17 protein-coding genes are annotated in these 16,859 nt (G+C 68.0%); 7 read left to right on the top strand and 10 right to left on the bottom strand.

Going from position 1 to position 16,859, the window contains the following annotated elements; genetic code table 11:
• Nucleotides 1-326: 326 nt before the first annotated feature.
• The 5 genes from ACZ5ZX_RS08025 to ACZ5ZX_RS08005 form a co-directional block, all read right to left on the bottom strand.
• Entirely contained in the window at nucleotides 327-974 is a 648-nt protein-coding gene (locus ACZ5ZX_RS08025) for a response regulator (protein ID WP_465501264.1), read from the bottom strand.
• Nucleotides 971-2,518, bottom strand: a complete 1,548-nt coding sequence (locus ACZ5ZX_RS08020; protein ID WP_465501263.1) for a sensor histidine kinase — start codon at nucleotides 2,516-2,518, stop codon at nucleotides 971-973. Before ACZ5ZX_RS08020 ends, ACZ5ZX_RS08025 begins: the two co-directional genes overlap by 4 nt.
• 30 nt (nucleotides 2,519-2,548) lie before the next feature.
• Nucleotides 2,549-3,022, bottom strand: a complete 474-nt coding sequence (locus ACZ5ZX_RS08015) for a pyridoxamine 5'-phosphate oxidase family protein (RefSeq protein WP_465501262.1) — start codon at nucleotides 3,020-3,022, stop codon at nucleotides 2,549-2,551.
• A 108-nt stretch (nucleotides 3,023-3,130) separates the two neighbouring features.
• Nucleotides 3,131-3,562, bottom strand: a complete 432-nt coding sequence (locus tag ACZ5ZX_RS08010; RefSeq protein WP_465501261.1) for a nitroreductase family deazaflavin-dependent oxidoreductase — start codon at nucleotides 3,560-3,562, stop codon at nucleotides 3,131-3,133.
• A gap of 10 nt (nucleotides 3,563-3,572) precedes the next feature.
• Nucleotides 3,573-4,355: a TetR/AcrR family transcriptional regulator C-terminal domain-containing protein gene (locus ACZ5ZX_RS08005; RefSeq protein ID WP_465501260.1), complete on the bottom strand. Its 783-nt coding sequence runs from the start codon at nucleotides 4,353-4,355 to the stop codon at nucleotides 3,573-3,575.
• 78 nt (nucleotides 4,356-4,433) lie between these two features.
• Between ACZ5ZX_RS08005 and ACZ5ZX_RS08000 the strand changes: the two genes are divergently transcribed.
• A complete protein-coding gene (locus ACZ5ZX_RS08000) occupies nucleotides 4,434-6,695 on the top strand; it encodes an ATP-binding cassette domain-containing protein (RefSeq protein WP_465501259.1) in 2,262 nt (753 codons plus the stop codon).
• A gap of 59 nt (nucleotides 6,696-6,754) precedes the next feature.
• Here the strand turns inward: ACZ5ZX_RS08000 and ACZ5ZX_RS07995 are convergent, their stop codons facing one another.
• Nucleotides 6,755-7,615, bottom strand: a complete 861-nt coding sequence (locus tag ACZ5ZX_RS07995; protein ID WP_465501258.1) for a hypothetical protein — start codon at nucleotides 7,613-7,615, stop codon at nucleotides 6,755-6,757.
• Between the two features lie 138 nt (nucleotides 7,616-7,753).
• On the opposite strand from ACZ5ZX_RS07995, the gene ACZ5ZX_RS07990 reads away from it, so the two are divergent.
• The 3 genes from ACZ5ZX_RS07990 (at nucleotide 7,754) to ACZ5ZX_RS07980 (ending at nucleotide 10,493) form a co-directional block, all read left to right on the top strand.
• Nucleotides 7,754-8,887 carry a metallophosphoesterase gene (locus ACZ5ZX_RS07990; protein WP_465501257.1) on the top strand — a complete coding sequence of 378 codons (1,134 nt, stop codon included), beginning with the start codon at nucleotides 7,754-7,756 and terminating at the stop codon, nucleotides 8,885-8,887.
• A 125-nt stretch (nucleotides 8,888-9,012) separates the two neighbouring features.
• On the top strand, nucleotides 9,013-9,657 hold the full coding sequence (locus ACZ5ZX_RS07985; protein WP_465501256.1) for a DUF998 domain-containing protein: 645 nt from the start codon (nucleotides 9,013-9,015) through the stop codon (nucleotides 9,655-9,657).
• A 23-nt stretch (nucleotides 9,658-9,680) separates the two neighbouring features.
• Nucleotides 9,681-10,493, top strand: coding sequence for an alpha/beta fold hydrolase (locus tag ACZ5ZX_RS07980; protein WP_465501255.1), 813 nt, complete (start codon nucleotides 9,681-9,683; stop codon nucleotides 10,491-10,493).
• On the opposite strand, the gene ACZ5ZX_RS07975 is transcribed toward ACZ5ZX_RS07980, so the two are convergent.
• The 3 genes from ACZ5ZX_RS07975 to ACZ5ZX_RS07965 all read right to left on the bottom strand — a co-directional run bounded on the left by ACZ5ZX_RS07975 (nucleotide 10,471) and on the right by ACZ5ZX_RS07965 (nucleotide 14,304).
• Nucleotides 10,471-11,454, bottom strand: a complete 984-nt coding sequence (locus ACZ5ZX_RS07975; protein WP_465501254.1) for a TolB family protein — start codon at nucleotides 11,452-11,454, stop codon at nucleotides 10,471-10,473. The genes ACZ5ZX_RS07980 and ACZ5ZX_RS07975 overlap by 23 nt on opposite strands.
• The gene (locus ACZ5ZX_RS07970; protein ID WP_465501253.1) at nucleotides 11,451-12,689 is read right to left on the bottom strand and encodes an MFS transporter; all 1,239 of its coding nucleotides are present in this window, start codon (nucleotides 12,687-12,689) and stop codon (nucleotides 11,451-11,453) included. The genes ACZ5ZX_RS07975 and ACZ5ZX_RS07970 overlap by 4 nt, the downstream gene beginning before the upstream one ends.
• Nucleotides 12,690-12,765: 76 nt before the next feature.
• Complete coding sequence (locus ACZ5ZX_RS07965) at nucleotides 12,766-14,304, bottom strand: discoidin domain-containing protein (RefSeq protein WP_465501630.1); 1,539 nt, start codon at nucleotides 14,302-14,304, stop codon at nucleotides 12,766-12,768.
• A gap of 196 nt (nucleotides 14,305-14,500) precedes the next feature.
• On the opposite strand from ACZ5ZX_RS07965, the gene ACZ5ZX_RS07960 reads away from it, so the two are divergent.
• The gene (locus ACZ5ZX_RS07960) at nucleotides 14,501-15,145 is read left to right on the top strand and encodes an HAD family hydrolase (RefSeq protein WP_465501252.1); all 645 of its coding nucleotides are present in this window, start codon (nucleotides 14,501-14,503) and stop codon (nucleotides 15,143-15,145) included.
• On the opposite strand, the gene ACZ5ZX_RS07955 is transcribed toward ACZ5ZX_RS07960, so the two are convergent.
• Nucleotides 15,135-15,602: an NUDIX hydrolase gene (locus tag ACZ5ZX_RS07955; protein ID WP_465501251.1), complete on the bottom strand. Its 468-nt coding sequence runs from the start codon at nucleotides 15,600-15,602 to the stop codon at nucleotides 15,135-15,137. The two genes, ACZ5ZX_RS07960 and ACZ5ZX_RS07955, sit on opposite strands and share 11 nt — an antisense overlap.
• 140 nt (nucleotides 15,603-15,742) lie before the next feature.
• Here ACZ5ZX_RS07955 and ACZ5ZX_RS07950 point away from each other — a divergent pair, with 140 nt between their 5' ends.
• Both ACZ5ZX_RS07950 and ACZ5ZX_RS07945 read left to right on the top strand, forming a co-directional pair.
• On the top strand, nucleotides 15,743-16,192 hold the full coding sequence (locus ACZ5ZX_RS07950) for a DoxX family protein (protein WP_465501250.1): 450 nt from the start codon (nucleotides 15,743-15,745) through the stop codon (nucleotides 16,190-16,192).
• Nucleotides 16,193-16,385: 193 nt separating this feature from the next.
• A complete protein-coding gene (locus ACZ5ZX_RS07945; RefSeq protein ID WP_037306795.1) occupies nucleotides 16,386-16,811 on the top strand; it encodes a DoxX family protein in 426 nt (141 codons plus the stop codon).
• Nucleotides 16,812-16,859 lie beyond the last annotated feature (48 nt).

The following is a 16,859-nucleotide window of genomic DNA, read 5'->3' as shown; positions in this document are numbered from 1 at the left end:
TGGCGATTCGGGTTATTGAGGAGTAAAGCAAACATGGCGTTCCCCGGCGCGGGACCGGGCCGGCTGACGGAAGCCGCGCCGCGCCCCAGCGTCCACAAGGGACACTTTTCCGAAGAGAACTGTCCGACTTGGGTGGTTTGTGCGGTTTTGGGCAGGGTCGTGAGTGGCAATGAGGGTTCTAACCCTATTCGCCACTCACGACCCCCACGCGGAACCGCACATAGCGGCATCAATCGGGCATCGAGTTCCCGAAAGGTATCCCTTGTGGACAGTCGCGCGGATCACGCCATATTTGGGTTACCCCTCAACAGAACCCGAATCGCCACTCACGACGTGGGCTTGCGGCGCTGGGAAGCGTAGACGGCGGCGGCGGTGCGGCGTTCGAAGCCGAGCTTGTGCAGCAGGGACGACACGTAGTTCTTGACCGTCTTCTCCGCCAGGTACAGCTTTTCCGCGATCTGCCGGTTGGTCAGCCCGTCGGCGATGTGGTCGAGCACCCGCCGCTCCTGCGGGCTCAACTGTTCGTAACGCGGGTCCGGCAGGGCGCTGTCGCCACGCAGCCGGTTCATCACCGACGCCGTCAGCGTGCTGTCCAGGAGCGATCCGCCCGTCGCGACCGTGCGGACGGCCTTGACCAGGGCGCCACCGGAGACCTGCTTGAGCATGTACCCGGCCGCGCCCGCCATGATCGCGCCGAACAACGCGTCGTCGTCCGAATAGGACGTCAGCATCAGGCAGGCGGGCGGCGGGTCGATGGACGAGCGGATCTCGCGGCAGACGCTGACCCCGTCCCCGTCCGGCAGCCGGACGTCGAGCACCGCGACCTGCGGTTTGACCACGGGGATCCGGACGAACGCCTCGGCCGCCGTGGACGCCTCACCGACCACCGTGAGATCGTCTTCGGCCTCGAAGACGGTCTTCAGCCCGGTGCGGACGAGTTCGTGATCGTCCAGCAGGAACACCGAAATCGTCATCCCACATTCCCCTCTCGGGCCGGCAGTGCCACCGACCAGTCGAGCCTCGTGCCGCCTTCCGGCCTGGCCTCGACGAGGAACGACCCGTTCCAGCGGGCCGCGCGTTCGGCGAGATTCGCCACCCCGCTGCGATGGCCGGGTTCGGCCGGCATGCCGACCCCGTCGTCCACCACCGAAAGCTTCAGCCACCGTCCGTCGCGGTCGACCGAGACGTCGACCGACACCGCCGTCGCCGCGGCGTGCCTGACCACATTGGACAGTGCTTCGCGCAGGGTCGCGAGCAGATCGGAACGAACCGTGTCCGGCACGGTCGAATCCAACGGCCCTTCGAACCCTACCCTCGGTTCGGACGCGCAGCCCGCGTCGAGCGCGACGCGCAGTAGCTCCGACCGGAGGCTGCCCTGCGCCTCGGCGGGTTCCTGCAAGGAAAAGATGCTGTTGCGGATCTCGCGGATCGTCCGGTCGATCTCGTGCGCGAACCCGGTCACGCGCTCGGCGACGGCGGGTTCGCCCGCGAGCCTGCCGAGTCCCTCCAGGCCGAGCCCGATCGCGAACAACCGCTGGATCACCAGGTCGTGCAGGTCGCGGGCGATCCGGTCGCGGTCCTCGAAGACGGCGAGCCGCTGGCGGTCCTGTTGCGCGCGGGCGAACTCGACCGCGAGCGCGGCGTGCGCGGCGAAGGTCTCGGCGAGCTGGACATCGTAGGCGGAGAACGGGGTCTTGTCGCGGAACTTCGCCACCAGCAGCACGCCGAGTTTCTCGTCGCCGACGATCAGCGGGACGGCGACCGTGGAGTCCAGGTCCTTGATCACCGCGGGCATCGAGGCGGCGCGGTCACCCTGGTACTCGAGCACCTTTTCGCCGTAGTCCCGGACAACGACGGGTTTGCCCGAGGTGAACGCCATCCCGGTCGCGGTGCCTTCCATGGGCACCGCGATCCCGGCGAGTTTGTCGGCGTCGGGACCAGGCGGCTCCACGATCTCGAAGACCAGCTGGCCGTCGCCACGAGGACGGGCCACCGCACCCGCGGTGCCACCGGCGACGACGCGGGCGCGTTCGGCGATCAGGCGCAGGGTCGCGGTGAGATCCTGGTCGGCCAGCAGCGCGCCGGTGACGTGGTAGGAGGCTTCGAGCCAGCGTTCGCGCCGCTGCACCTGGTCGAACAGCGCGGCGTTCTCGATCACCACACCGGCCGCCGCGGTGAGCGCGACGAGGAGATCGATTTCGGTTTCGGTGAATTCCTCACCCGCCGGTTTGCGGGGGAGGTACAGCATCCCGAAGATGCGGCCGCGCATGCGGATGGGCATCACCCGGGACTCGTCCTCCGACGGCGGGGATTCCCAGGCGTCACCGACGCGGATGAACTCGTCCGAATCGAGCACGCTGAGCGCGCCGAACGGCGCACCGGTCAGCTCGCAGGCGGATTCGACCATCCGCCGCAGGACGTCGGAGAGGCTGAGATCGTGGGCGATCCCGGCCACCGCGTCCAGGATCCTGGGCGCCTTGGCGTTACTCGCCGCACTCACCCGCCGCACTGGCGTCACCGTCCCGGAGTAACTCCCCGGGCAGTGGGGTCAGGAATGACAAACGCGCCCGGAAAGCTCACTTGGTGCGTCGATCACGGACCGCGCTTCGTTACCGCCGGCGCCGAGGATCCTCCGTCCGGTGACCGACTCGATCGGGATCCGGAGGTACCGGGCGTCCGGCTGACCAGTCCAGCAGTCCAGCGGCAGGGTCGCGAGCTCGTCGATCACGATCGGGTCACGCACCTCGGAGGCACGGCCGAGGACGGTGACATACCAGCCGGATCCCAGGTCGGGGGCGAACTCGTCGACGGCGAACGCGACCACACTGTCGAGTACTCCGGCGAACAACGCGCTCTGTGACGGCGTCCGGAGCACGATCGCACCGTGGTGGAGGACGAACCGCATCGGCTGGATCACCGGAAGGGCCCGGGAGGTGAACACCACCCGGCCCAGCCCCGTACCCGCGAGCAGCGCGACGCACTGCTCGCGATCGAGCGTCTCGAGACCCAAGGAGTCTGGCATCGGCATCCCCGCGTTCTCGTGGCCAATTGGCTTCGAGGTCCACGGTCCCTGGCCTGCCGACTCGCCGGTAGGGCCGATGGACCCGGCCCACGCGGGGGATGCCGGGTGTTACGCCTTCGGCGTCAGCAGGACGACGGGGATCTCCCGCTCGGTCTTGGTCTGGTACTGCGCGTAGTTCTTGTAGTCGGCGGTGATCTTGGGCCACAGGCGGGCACGCTGCTCGCTGTCGGCGACGCTCGCGACCATCGGCCGGGCGGTCTCGCCCTTCAGCTTGACCTGGACCTCGGGGTTGTCGCGGAGGTTGAGGAACCACGCGGGGTGCTGGTCGTCGCCGCCACGGGAGGCGACGATGACGTACGCGTCGCCCTCGCGCAGCGGCGAAGTCAGCAGCACCGTGCGCGGCTGACCGGATTTCCGGCCGATGGTGGTCAGTTCCAGGACGGTCATCCCGGCGACCTCCCAGCCGGCGCGGCCGCCACTGACCTTCTGGATGACGCGGTGGACGGCGTTCATGGTCTTCAAGGCGAAATCACTGGGCATGCGGAGAAGACTACTCCGCTTTCATCGCGACTTCGATCCCGTCCAGGAGAACGGCCAGCGAGATCTCGAAGGCCTCCCTCGCCTCCTGCTCCAGATACGAAACCGTCTCGTCCTCCATCCGGAACGCCTGCTCGCTCTCCATCCAGGTCAGCGTCGGGAACCGCTCGGCGAAGTCCGGCGACACCTCCCGCAGGAGCGCCGAGCGGGCATACCACCATTCGTCGTCGGCCTGCCCGGTCACCTTCTCCGCGGACCGGGACTCGGCGGCCGTCCTGGCGGGCTCGCGGACACACGAGTACAGCGCGCTGACCAGCCGCCGCAGCACCACCGGCGGCAATCCGGTCCGGCGCAGGATCCTCACCAGCGACTCCAGCACGACGTACTCGTGCGGTCCGAGCACCGGCCGCGCCTGCGAGACCTGCAGGACCCAGGGATGCCGCAGGTAGAAGTCCCACAGGTCGTACGCCCACTGAGTGGCGCCGGACCGCCAGTCGTCGCCGTCACGGGAGGCGGGCAGTTCGGCGAGCGCCTTGTCGTACATGAGGTCGATCAGTTCGCTCTTGCTCGGGACGTAGGTGTAGAGCGCCATGGCCGTCCTGCCGAGCCTGTCGCCGACCGCGCGCATCGAAAGGCCCGTCATGCCTTCGGCGTCGGCGATCGCGATGGCGGCGTCGACGATCAGATCCACCGAAAGCGCCGGTTTCGGCCCCGGCCGCTCGACGTCGGCCTGCTCCGTCCGCCACAGCAGGGCCATGGACTTCCGGGGGTCCCCCTGCGCCGCGTAGACGACCACTTGCGAACTCCTTACAGCATAAACTAACCTCTGCTACCCTCACTTTACAGGCTAAAGAGTTCCAATCAGGGGAGAGCCATGCCTTCGGCCGCCGACAGCCACGACATGATCCAGGTGCGCGGAGCCAGAGAGAACAACCTCGCCGACGTCTCGGTCGACATCCCCAAACGCCGTCTCACCGTCTTCACCGGTGTTTCCGGCTCCGGCAAGTCGTCCTTGGTGTTCGGCACCATCGCCGCGGAATCGCAGCGGCTGATCAACGAGACCTACACCGCCTTCATCCAGTCCTTCATGGCCCCCGTCGGACGGCCCGACGTGGACGCGCTGCGGAACCTGAGCGCCGCGATCGTGGTCGACCAGGAGCGGATGGGGGCCAATTCCCGTTCCACGGTCGGCACCGCGACCGACGCGCACACGATGCTGCGGATCGTCTTCAGCAGGCTGGGAAAGCCGCACATCGGGACTTCGGGGGCGTTCAGCTTCAACCTGCCCGAGGGGATGTGCCCCGAATGCGAGGGGCTCGGGAAGGTTTCCAGCATCGACGTCGACCAGCTGGTCGACAAGGAGCTTTCGCTCGACGAAGGGGCGATCACCGTCCCGAACTTCACACCGGGCAGCTGGTACTGGAAGGGGCTCGCGGAGTCCGGCTTCGTCGACCCCGCCGTCAAGCTGAAGGACTACACGCCCCAGCAGTGGGAAGACTTCATGTACAAACCCGCCACCAAGATGAAGCTCGGCGGGATGAACACCACCTACGAAGGCCTGCTGGTGAAGGTCAAGCGACTGTTCCTGGCGAAGGACAAGGAGGCGACGCAGGCGCACATCCGCACGTTCGTCGACCGGGCGGTCACCTTCGAAGGGTGTCCCGCCTGTGCCGGCGCCCGGCTCAACGAGGCGGCGCTGTCGTCGAAGATCGACGGGCTGAACATCGCGGACTGTTCGGCGATGCAGATCAGCGATCTGGCCGACTTCGTCCGCAAACTCGACGATCCGTCGGTCGGCCCGCTGATGCAGACCCTGCGCGGCACACTGGACTCGCTGGTGGAGATCGGCCTCGGTTACCTGAGCCTCGATCGCGAATCCGGGACGCTGTCGGGCGGCGAGGCCCAGCGCGTGAAAATGGTGCGGCATCTGGGTTCCAGCCTCACCGACGTCACCTACGTCTTCGACGAGCCGACCGTCGGCCTGCATCCGCACGACATCCAGCGAATGAACGGGCTGCTGCTGCTCTTGAAGGACAAGGGGAACACGGTCCTCGTCGTCGAGCACAAACCGGAGACGATCGAGATCGCCGACCACGTCATCGACCTCGGACCGGGCGCCGGGCCGAACGGCGGGCAGATCTGCTTCACCGGCGACGTCGCCGGGCTGCGCGCGTCGGGCACGCTGACCGGGCGGCACCTGGACCACCGCGCGCGACTGCGCACCGACGTCCGCACGCCGACCGGGCAGCTCCCGATCCGGAACGCCACCCGGCACAACCTCAAGGACGTCAGCGTCGACATCCCGCTCGGGGTGCTGACCGTGGTCACCGGGGTCGCCGGTTCCGGAAAGAGCTCACTCATCCACGGCTCACTGTCCACAAGGGACGACGTGGTGGTACTCGACCAGTCGGCCATCCGCGGTTCGCGGCGAAGCAACCCGGCGACCTACACCGGCCTCCTCGACCCGATCCGCGCCGCTTTCGCCAAGGCCAACGGCGTCAAGGCGGCGCTGTTCAGCGCGAACTCCGAGGGCGCGTGCCCGAAGTGCAAGGGCATCGGGCTGATCTACACCGACCTGGCGATGATGGCCGGTGTGGCGACGGTCTGCGAAGAGTGCGAGGGCAAGCGTTTCACCGCGGAGGTGCTGACGTACAAGCTGCGGGGCAAGAACATCAGCGAGGTCCTCGCGATGCCGGTCGCCGAGGCACGCGAATTCTTCACCTCAGGGCAGGCGCGGACGATCCTGGACCGGCTTTCCGACGTCGGGCTGGGCTACCTCGGCCTCGGGCAGCCGCTCACGACCCTTTCCGGCGGGGAACGGCAGCGGATCAAACTGGCCATCCGGATGGCGGAGAAGTCGGCGACCTACGTCCTCGACGAGCCGACCACCGGTCTGCACCTCGCCGACGTCGACCAGTTGCTGGCGCTGCTGGACCGGCTGGTGGACGACGGGAACACGGTGGTGGTCATCGAGCATCACCAGGCCGTGATGGCGCACGCCGACTGGATCGTCGACCTCGGGCCCGGGGCAGGCGTGGACGGCGGCGAGGTCGTGTTCACCGGCACTCCGGCCGATCTGGTCGCTTCCGGTGGCACCCTCACGGCACAGCACCTGCGCGCTTACGTGGGCGAGTAGGGCGGTAGCGCGCGCCATGAAAGGTCCTTTCCTTGCAAATTTTGCAAGGAAAGGACCTTTCATAGCACTCGCGAGCGCCTACGAACCGCTTCACGAAGGGCCGCTGCACCGGTCAGCCCCAGCACCCCCAAGGCGACCCCCGAAGTCACCATCTCGACTGGAGAAGCCGCCAGCGGCGAAACCCCGGTCACCGACTCCACCCCCACCACGGCGGTCAGCAGCGAGTAGGCACCGATCGCCACCCACACCACCCACACCCGCCGCCGTTCCGGCCAGTCCGCGAGCCGCAGCAGCCAGGCGAGCCCCGGCACGATGAGGATCGCGTGCATCGCCACCGCGTGCAGCGGCTTCAGCGCGCCCGCGGTGGTGTACGCGGCCTGCGGGTTCCCGCCCCTCGCCTCGACGACGCCGCTCGCGATCATCGCCGCGCCCGCGCCGAGCGCCACCAGTAGCGCGACCAGCCCGAACCGGACCGCGAGCCGCATGCTGGCGGTGGTCTCCCCCTCGCCGCGCATCGCCGCGGCGGTGAACGAGACGGCCGTCAGGATGATCACGCCGCCGCCCGCCGCGAGCGTCGTCGACACCGCGTTGTCGAAGCCGGTCTCGAAGTTGAAATGCGAAGGCACTCCTCGCCAGGCCTGCATGCTCACCAGCACCGTCTCGACGACACTCGCCCCGGTGAAGACGCCGAGCAGCGCGTCGCGCGTCCGCGGCCGCACCGCGACGTACGACGTCGCCCACGCGACGGTGGCCAGCGTCAGCCCGAACGACAGGCCGAACGTCACCGCCTTGCGCATCGACAGCGGCCCGGTCCACGAACCGCCCGAGGCGATCAGGACGACCGCGTGCACGGCGCCGCTGAGGAACAGGAGCGCCCCGGTCACGTAGGCGACTCGCTCGATCGGTCGTAATTCCTTCATGCCGAAGAGTGTCTTCCGAGGCGCCGCGAAAAGCGTCGGCCAGGAAGCGACATCGCGCGTACGCCCGCCTACGTACCTGAGACACCCCTCAGCGAGACCGGCGGTAGAGACCAATGGTCTGTTAGTCTGGCCGACATCATGCCCCGCATCCTTGTCCGCGTTCTCACGCTGGTCGCCGCCCTCGCCCTGCTGTTCGGGGTGCCGTGGTGGACGGTCGTCGGCTCCCCCGAACTCCCGGCCGCGCTCGAGTACCTCGGCACGATCGTCTTCGCCGTCGCGGTGCTCGCGATGCCCGCGTGCATGGTCCTCGGCCACGGTCCGTGGCAACGCGACCTCGCGGCGAAGATCGGCGATCTCGCCCTCGGCCTGATCTGGCTCCTGTTCTCCTTGTCCGTACTCGGAAACGTGCTGCGGCTCGTGCTCGCGGTGTCCGGAGTGGACAGTGCGGCGGAGATCGTGTCCGGTGTCGTCGTGGCGGCCTTCGTGGCACTGGCGGCGTACGGGATGGTCGAGGCCAGGCGCGTTCCGCGGCTCAAGGAGCTCGACGTCGTCCTCCCCCGCCTCGGCGCCGGGCTCGACGGTCTCCGGTTCGCGATCATCACCGACACGCATTTCGGCCCGCTGAACCGGACGAGGTGGTCGGAGAAGGTCGTCGAGGTGGTGAACGAACTCGACGCCGACGTCGTGGCACACGCGGGCGACCTCGCGGACGGTTCGGTCGCCAAACGCGAGGGCCAGGTCGCGCCGCTGGGGAAGGTCCGCGCCAAACTCGGCAAGTTCTACATCACCGGCAACCACGAGTACTTCGGCGAGGCGCAGGCCTGGCTCGACCACATGCGCGATCTCGGCTGGGAGCCGCTGCACAACCGGCACGTGCCGGTGCGACAGGGCGGGGACACGCTCGTCTTCGCCGGGATCGACGACCCGACGGGCGCCGCTTCCGGCCTCCCCGGCCATGGCCCGGACCTGCCCGCCGCGCTCGACGGCGTCCCCGCGAGCACGCCGGTCGTCCTGCTCGCCCACCAGCCGAAGCAGGTCAAGCAGGCCGCCGAGGCGGGTATCGACCTCCAGATCTCCGGGCACACCCACGGCGGCCAGATCTGGCCGTTCCATCTCCTCGTCCGGCTCGACCAGCCGGTTTTGGCCGGTTTGTCGCGCCACGGTGAGCGCACCCAGCTGTACACGAGCCGAGGCACGGGCTTCTGGGGCCCGCCCCTGCGCGTCTTCGCGCCCAGCGAGATCACCCTCCTGACCTTGCGGAACCGCGTTTAGTCCGCTGAATGCGACGTCCTCGGGCGTTGCGACGGGCATCACCGACAACTTTTTTTGTCTTGACAACTTCGGCCTTCGGAGCGAGAGTGGTCTTCAACGAACTCCCGCCCCGAAAGGCCGAGACGATGACCATCACCGCCACCCGGACCGCCATCGCGATCCCGACCCGCGCCCTGCTCGCCTGCGGCGCCGTCTCGGGCCCGCTGTACTTCCTCACCGCGCTCACCCAGGCCGCCGTCCGCGACGGCTTCGACCTGACCAAGCACCCGGCCAGCATGCTGAGCAATGGCGACGCCGGCTGGATCCAGGTGACGAACTTCCTGGTCACCGGGGTCCTGATGATCGCGGGCGCGGTCGGGCTGCGGCGAACACTGGAGCCGGGCAGAGGAACCGTTTGGGGACCACGGTTGCTGGGCCTCTTCGGCGCCAGCCTGCTCTTCGCGGCGGTCTTCAAGGCCGACCCCGGCAACGGCTTTCCCGTCGGCACCGGCCCGGCGACGATCAGCACCGCGGGGATCCTGCACATGGCCGCCGGCTCGGTCGGCTTCCTGTCGCTGATCGTGGCGACCTTCGTGTTCGCGAGTCGCTTCTCCCGTGAGGGACACCGCGGCTGGGCCTTCTACTCCCGCGCCACCGGCATCGCGTTCTTCGCCACCTTCGCGGGGATCAGTTCCGGCAACGCGAACGCCGTCGTGATGCTCGCCTTCTGGGCCGCCGTGCTGCTGGCCTGGGGCTGGGTCACCGCCGTCATCCTCCGTACCACCCGCTGACCCGAACCAGGAGAATCCTCGCCATGAGCACCGTGACCTCGCAAGACGGCACCACCATCGCCTACACCCGCACCGGCTCCGGCCCCGCCGTCATCCTCGTCGACGGCGCCATGTGCCACCGTGAGTTCGGCCCGGCCACCCCGCTGGCCGCCGAACTGGCCGCGCACTTCACCGTCTACACCTACGACCGCCGCGGCCGAGGCGGGAGCACGGACACCGAGCCGTTCTCCGTCGCCCGCGAAGTCGAGGACCTCGACGCGCTGATCAAGGAAGCGGGCGGCACCGCCTACGTCTACGGGATCTCCTCCGGTGCCGCGCTCGCCCTCGAAGCCGCGAACGCCGGGCTCCCGATCACGAAACTGGCGGTGTACGAATTCCCGCTGGTCGTCGACGACACCCGGCCGCCGGTTCCGGCCGACTACGCGGAGCGGCTGGAGCGGGCCATCGCCGCCGGACGCCCCGGCACCGCGATCAAGACCTTCATGCGCGAAGGCGTCCGCGTCCCCGCGCCGGTCGTGTTCATGATGCGGTTCATGCCGGCCTGGCCGAAGCTGAAGAAGGTCGCGCCGACCCTGCGCTACGACGCCGCGCTCTTCGACGGCCTGCACGACGGCACCCCGCTGCCCGAAGGCCGCTGGGCGGGCGTCTCCATGCCGACGCTGGTCATGGACGGCGGCAAGAGCCCGGCGTGGATCCGCAACGGCGTCGCCGCGCTCGCCAAGGCCGTCCCCGGCGCCGAACACCGGACGATCGAAGGCCAGACGCATATGCTCAAACCGAAAGCGGTGGCCCCGGTCCTGATCGAGTACTTCGCTACCCGCCCGCAGGCGAACTAGCCCGCTCGACCACCAGCCGCGCCGCCCCGCTCCCGTCGGCGGGAACCGCCCAGATCCCCGCATCCACCCCGTACGCGACGGTCCGGTCGTCGAGCCAGGCGGGCTGGTCGTCGACGCTGCGCGTCTCGGCGAGCAAGGTCTCCTGCCCGGACGCCAGGTCGAGGACGGCCAGCCGCCACGGGGTCGCGGGATCGGCGGAAACCCGCTTCTTGAAGGCGATCCGCTTCCCGTCCGGCGAGAGGGACGGGCATTCGACGTTCTCCCGGACCATCCTCGCGACGAGTTTCTCGTAATCCGCCTCGACCAGGTAGGTCTTCCCCTTCGTCCCCACGGTCGCGTAGAACCGCTTGCCGTCGGGGGCGAAAGTGATCCCCCAGTAGTTCACGTCGGACGCGTAGTACGGCTTGCCGTCGAGCAGGAGCCCCATCTCCTCGATGCTCTTCATCAGGTTCCCGGTCCTCAGGTCGAGAATCCCGGCCCTGGTCGAAAACCCGGTCTCCGCATAGGAATCCCCGTTGACGAACAGCGTCCAGTAGACGAGCTTCCCGTCCGGCGAGACCCGGCCGCGGCTGGGGGTGCCGGGCAGTTCGACCCGGCGGATCTCGTGGAGGTCCTTGTCCAGCACGATGACGTCGGTCATCGGCGGCAGCACCCCCGGCTGCGCGGCCAGGCACAGCGCGGTCCCCGCCGAAGCGGCGAACCGGTCGCAGCTGAGCCCGGAAACCTTCCGGGGTTCGCCCGGCCGGTCGGCCGGGACCGTGGCGAGATGACCGAAGTCGGGGCCTTCGGCGGTGTTGCGGAACAGCAGCTGTCCCTTCTCCTGCACCGAAACCGGCTGCCCGGTGACGACGGCCACGGAGTTGACGGCCGGGCCGCGATCCCGCGAATGGAGGCCGTAGCCGACGGCGGCCGCGATCAGCAGGACGACCGCCCCGGCCACCCCCACGATCCGCGCCTTCACGCGTATGTCCGCAAAGGACGGATGACGGCGGCCGCGACGATCACGACGGCCAGCGCTCCGACGGCGACCAAAACCGCCGTGCGCAGGTCCCACGCGGTCCAAGCGAGTCCGAAAAGGACGGACGCGAGCATCCGCGTCGTCGCCTGCCCGGTCTGCACGAGGGCCAGCCCGCTCGCCCGCTGATGCTCGGGCAGCAGCGGTCCGGCGGCGGCCATCAGCACCCCGTCGGTGGCGGCGTAGAAGACACCGTGCAGCACCAGCGCCAGCACCGCGAGGACGCCGCCGTCCACCGGTCCCAGCAGTGCCAGCAGCGCGACGACCAGCGCGACGTGCCCGCCGAGGAACACCTTCCAGCGGCCGATCCGGTCCGAAAGCCTGCCGAGCGGTACGGCGAGCAGCAGGTACACGCCCGCGGTTCCCAGCGGCAGCAAGGGAAAGAAGACCGCGCCGAGATCCCATCGGCGCTGCAGGACGAGATAGAGGAACGAGTCGCTGAGGGTGACCAGGCCCAGCAGCGCCGCCCAGACGCAGATCCGGCGGAACGACGCCTGCCGGATCAACCCCGCGGTCTCCCGCAAGGACACCTTGGGTCGTTCGGCACCAGGCTTCGGCTGATGGTCCTTGACCAGCACCAGGAGGATGATCACACCGATCGCGGCGATACAGAAGCTCGTGAAGAACACCGAGTCGTAGCTGCCGAGACTGAGCCACAGCACGGCCATCGCGACCAGCGGGCCGAGGAACGCGCCGAAGGTGTCCATCGCGCGGTGCACACCGAACGCGCGGCCGAGATGTTCGGGATCGCTGCTCAACGTGATCAGCGCGTCCCGCGGCGCGGTCCGGACGCCTTTCCCGGTGCGGTCGGCCGCCAGGACGGCACCGATCGCGACGGTGGACGATCCCGCCAGCATCAGGCCGATCTTGCCCAGCGCCGAAAGCCCGTAACCGAAACAGGCGACCGCCTTGAGCCGCTGCCACCGGTCCGCGAGATGCCCGCCGGCGAGCCGGACGACGGCGGTGACACCGGAGTAGAGGCCGTCGAGCACGCCGAACTGCAGCGGGCTCAGGCCGAGACCGAGGACGAGGTAGAGCGGGAGGACCGCGGTCACCATCTCCGACGAGATGTCGGTGACGAGGCTGACCAGGCCGAGCGCGACGACGTTCCCGGTGACGGCCCGCTTCACACCGCTGCTTTTCGGTACGTCCACCGCCGCCCTGCTGGTGGCTATGTACATGGGAGACCTCCAACGCCGCGAGAAGGCGCCGGGCCGCGGTGCACACGAGCCGCGACCCGGCACCTGATCACGGGGATCAGTGGCAGGTGTAGGTGGGAGACGAGTCGATGGTCTTGCCGTCGAGCCCGATGAACTGGGTCGAGAAGGCGTTGTCCGACATGTTCAGCTTGAGCACGCCGTAGGTCGAGATCGCCTTCGCCGTGGCCGGGTGTTCCGTCTTCACCGGGTACAGGGTCGCCCCGCCGCCACCGCCGATGATCTGCACCGGACCGTTCGGATCCTTGGCCCCGCTGGCGTTCTGCGGATAGAACCGTTCGTAGTGGTGGTCGTGCCCGTTGAGCACGAGGTCGACCTTGTTCTGCACCATGGTCTCCCAGAGGGTGGCCATCTTGCTGTTGTCGCCGTGGTCACCCGAGGTGTAGCGCGGGTGGTGGTAGTACGCGGCGACGCAGGGCTTGGTGTTGCTCGCCAGGTCCTGCTTGATCCAGTTCAGCTGCTCATCGCTGATCGCGTTCGCGGCGAGGCCGGGCGAGAACTCCGTGCTGTCGATGGCGACGAAGTGCCAGTTGCCCATTTCCCAGCTGTAGTAGGTCTTCCCGTTCGGCGTCGCGATCTTGCCGAAGTACTGCTTGTAGGCGCCCAGCGGGGTGTCGTCGTAGGTCTCGTGGTTGCCCGGGATCGGGTGCATGATGCTCTTGAACTTGCCCCAGGTCTTGTCGAAGTAGCTCGTGAAGTCCTCGATGTGGGCGTCGTCGTACTGGTTGTCGCCCATGGTGATCACCGCGGCCGGGTTCATCTGGCCGACCAGCGCGGCGGTCTTCGGGTGCACGCACGAAGACGAGGAGGCGGTGCACTGTTCGGCGATGTCACCGGAAGCGGCGAGGACGAACGAAGAACCGCCCGCCTGCGTGGTCGCCTGGATCTGGTTGCTCGCCGCCGAAGTGTTGCCGGCGGCGTCCTTCGCGCGGACGGTGTAGGTGTACGCGGTGGACGCGCTCAGCCCGCTGTCGGTGAAGGCCGTGGTCTCGGTCGTGCCGACGACCTGGCCGTTTCGCAGCACCTCGTAGCCGGTGACACCGACGTTGTCCGTCGATCCGGTCCACGTCAGGTCCACAGTGGACGCTGTGATCGAACCCGCTTTGAGGTTCGTCGGCGCGGTCGGCGCCTGCGTGTCGCCGGAGGAGTCCGACGTACCGTAAACCTGCATCTCCCAGAGGGAATAGCCATAGCTGGTGGCCCGTTTGGTGCCGACGAGGCGCAGGTACCGGCCACGGCCGGACAGCCCGGTGAGATCGTCGGTTCCGCCGTTGCCGCCGGTGACGGATTTGATCGAGGTCCACGCCGAGCCGTCGTTGGAGACTTCCAGCCGGTACGCGGTGGCGTACGCCGCTTCCCAGTTCAGCTTGACCCTGTTGATGGTGGAAGGGCCACCGAGGTCGATGCGGATGAACTGCGGGTCCACGCCTTCAGCACTCGCCCACCGGGTGGTGGTCTTCCCGTCGACGGCGAGCGGTCCGCCGTAGCTGGAGGACTCCACCGAGGAGACGAGGACGGGTTTTCCTTGGGACAAAAGCACGTCAGCGGCTTGAGCGTTCCCGCTGAGCAGAGTGGGCAGCAGGATGAGTGCCGCGCCTAAGGGCAATAGTCGGGTTCGGGCCTTCACATCGATCTCCCCGGGAATCCGTGGCGGCGGGTTGAGAGGGACGGGTGCGCGGCGTTTGTTCGGTGAACACTTGTTCGTTTGGTAACTTTCCTAACGAATGCGTACGGTAATCCGTGCCACTCAGTGAGTCAAGACATAGACTCGTCCCATGACCGGTGCCTTGATCTTCGACTTCGACGGAACGCTGGTCGACACCGAGGCAGCCGTCCTCACCGCTTGGCAGGAGACCTTCCGCGAACGCGGCGGCGAGCTCCCCCTCGACGTCTGGCACACCGTGATCGGCACACAGAACACCGCGGTCGCGATGTTCGAGCTGCTCGAGAAGAACGACGAGAACCTCGACAGGATCGCGGTCCGCACCGGCGTCCGCGCCAGGGTCACCGCACTGCTGGAATCCGAGGGGCCGCGCCCCGGCGTCCAGGAGTACCTCGACGAGGCGAAGGAGCAGGGCCTGCGGCTGGCCATCGCGTCCAGCTCGACCGGCGACTGGGTCACCACGCATCTGAACCGGCTGGGCCTCGCGGACGCGTTCGAGGCCGTCCTCACCGGCGACCTCCACGAGGCGAAGCCGAGTCCGGACCTCTACCTTGCCGCACTCGCGGCGTTGGGTCTGCCGCCGTCCGAAGCGATCGCGTTCGAGGACTCGCCCCACGGGGTCACCGCGGCGAAGGCCGCCGGGCTGAAGTGCGTCGCGGTGCCGAATCCGATCACCGCGGTGCTCAACTTCGACCACGCCGATCTCGTACTGGGATCGCTGGCCGACAAGCCGCTGAGCGAGTTACTCAGCCGCTGAGCGACTCCGCCAGCCTCGCGAGGAACGGACGCTGCCCCTTGAGCAGCTTCTCCTCGGCTTCCGCGAGCCCGAACCAGGCGACCCTGTCGACCTCCGGGAACTCCTGCGTCCGGCCCGACCGCGGCGGCCACTCCAGCTCGAAGGTGCCCGGCACCACCTGAGCGGGATCGAGGTCCCCCTCCACCGCCCAGACCGTGACGACCTTTCCGCCGGACTGCTTCACTTCGCCGAGCGGGAGGTACTCCCCCTCCGGTGCCGGCAGCCCCAGTTCCTCCTGGAACTCGCGCCGCGCCGCGGCCTCCGGCGTCTCGTCCGGCTCGTACTCACCCTTGGGCACCGACCAGCCGCCCGCGTCCTTCTTCGCCCAGAACGGTCCGCCCATATGCCCGAGCAGTACTTCGGTCGTCTCGCCCGACCTGCGGAAAAGCAGGATCCCGGCACTCGTCTTACCCGCCACGGCGTCCAGTGTGCCCTTGCGCCGATCGGGTGATGTGACCGCCTCAGGAAAAAAGTTCCGGCAGCGATGTCGAATCGCGTCGTGCTCGTCCGACGCGTTGTCAGAAGCCGCCACACAGACTCTCCGGAAGGACCAGAACGATGACGCAGACCATCACCCCCGCCGAGACCACCGCCACCACGACCACCGCCACCGGCCGGTCCGCCAAGGCACAGGGCGCGATCCAGTCGGCCGTCCGGATCGTCGTCTCGTTCCTCTTCCTCTGCCACGGCTTGCAGGGATTCGGCTTCTTCGGTGGCGTCGACGGCGCGGGCGGCGCCGTCGAGCTCGGCTCCTGGCCCGGCTGGTACGGCAGCGTGATCGAGGTCGTCGGCGCCGCGCTCGTGCTCGTGGGCCTGTTCACCCGGCCGGTCGCCGTGCTTCTCTCCGGTGTCATGGCCTACGCCTACTTCACCGTCCACGCACCGGAAGGCCTGCTGCCGCTGCAGAACATGGGCGAGCTTTCGACCCTCTACTGCTGGATCTTCCTGCTGATCGCCGCGATCGGCCCCGGCACCTTCGCACTCGACACCCTGCGCCGCCGCCGCTGAACAAAGAAAACGAAAGGGCCCCTTTCCTGGAACGAATCCAGGAAAGGGGCCCTCTTTTCGCGTGCGCACAACGTTGTTGGGGTCAGACGAGCCGTGGTATTACCCACGAAAGAAAGTTCCCTTCAGGCAGGGCCATCCGTCATCCTGAACACCTATTAATGGTTTAGACCACCTTGAGCCGGAAGGATGTGTCATGACCCAGACAACCGCCGCCACGAGTGCCGAGGTCGGGCAGACCAGAACGAAGTGGCAAGGCCTGACCCTCTCCATCGTCCGGGTAGTGGTCGCGTTCCTGTTCCTCTGTCACGGTTTGCAGAAGATGGGCTTCTTCGACAAGCCGGCCATACCGGTCGGCACCTGGCCAGGCTGGTATGCCGGGGTGATCGAGCTGGTCGGCTCGCTGTTCATCCTGGCAGGCCTGTTCACCCGCCCGGTCGCGGTGCTTCTCTCGGGCACCATGGCCTACGCGTACTTCGTCGTCCACCAGCCGGACGCACTGCTGCCGTTGCAGAACAAGGGGGAAACGGCAGCGCTGTACTCCTGGATCTTCCTGCTGTTCGCGGTGGTGGGACCGGGCACGTACGCGCTCGACACCCTGCTTCGCCGCCGTCGATCCTGACCGTTCCCGAATGCCGTGGAGGACGCTTTCCCGGTGAAAATTACAAGG

It is taken from the genome of Amycolatopsis sp. NPDC033938 (assembly GCF_055575975.1).
This window is presented reverse-complemented; position numbering and strand designations above follow the sequence as displayed.

Coding starts and splice junctions, on each gene's coding strand:
- ACZ5ZX_RS07950 (WP_465501250.1), top strand. CDS start 15,743: ATGACGCAGACCATCACCCCCGCCGAGACCACCGCCACCACGACCACC.
- ACZ5ZX_RS08010 (WP_465501261.1), bottom strand. CDS start 3,562: ATGCCCAGTGATTTCGCCTTGAAGACCATGAACGCCGTCCACCGCGTC.
- ACZ5ZX_RS07985 (WP_465501256.1), top strand. CDS start 9,013: ATGACCATCACCGCCACCCGGACCGCCATCGCGATCCCGACCCGCGCC.
- ACZ5ZX_RS07970 (WP_465501253.1), bottom strand. CDS start 12,689: ATGTACATAGCCACCAGCAGGGCGGCGGTGGACGTACCGAAAAGCAGC.
- ACZ5ZX_RS07945 (WP_037306795.1), top strand. CDS start 16,386: ATGACCCAGACAACCGCCGCCACGAGTGCCGAGGTCGGGCAGACCAGA.
- ACZ5ZX_RS07960 (WP_465501252.1), top strand. CDS start 14,501: ATGACCGGTGCCTTGATCTTCGACTTCGACGGAACGCTGGTCGACACC.
- ACZ5ZX_RS07990 (WP_465501257.1), top strand. CDS start 7,754: ATGCCCCGCATCCTTGTCCGCGTTCTCACGCTGGTCGCCGCCCTCGCC.
- ACZ5ZX_RS08025 (WP_465501264.1), bottom strand. CDS start 974: ATGACGATTTCGGTGTTCCTGCTGGACGATCACGAACTCGTCCGCACC.
- ACZ5ZX_RS08015 (WP_465501262.1), bottom strand. CDS start 3,022: ATGCCAGACTCCTTGGGTCTCGAGACGCTCGATCGCGAGCAGTGCGTC.
- ACZ5ZX_RS08000 (WP_465501259.1), top strand. CDS start 4,434: ATGCCTTCGGCCGCCGACAGCCACGACATGATCCAGGTGCGCGGAGCC.
- ACZ5ZX_RS07995 (WP_465501258.1), bottom strand. CDS start 7,615: ATGAAGGAATTACGACCGATCGAGCGAGTCGCCTACGTGACCGGGGCG.
- ACZ5ZX_RS07980 (WP_465501255.1), top strand. CDS start 9,681: ATGAGCACCGTGACCTCGCAAGACGGCACCACCATCGCCTACACCCGC.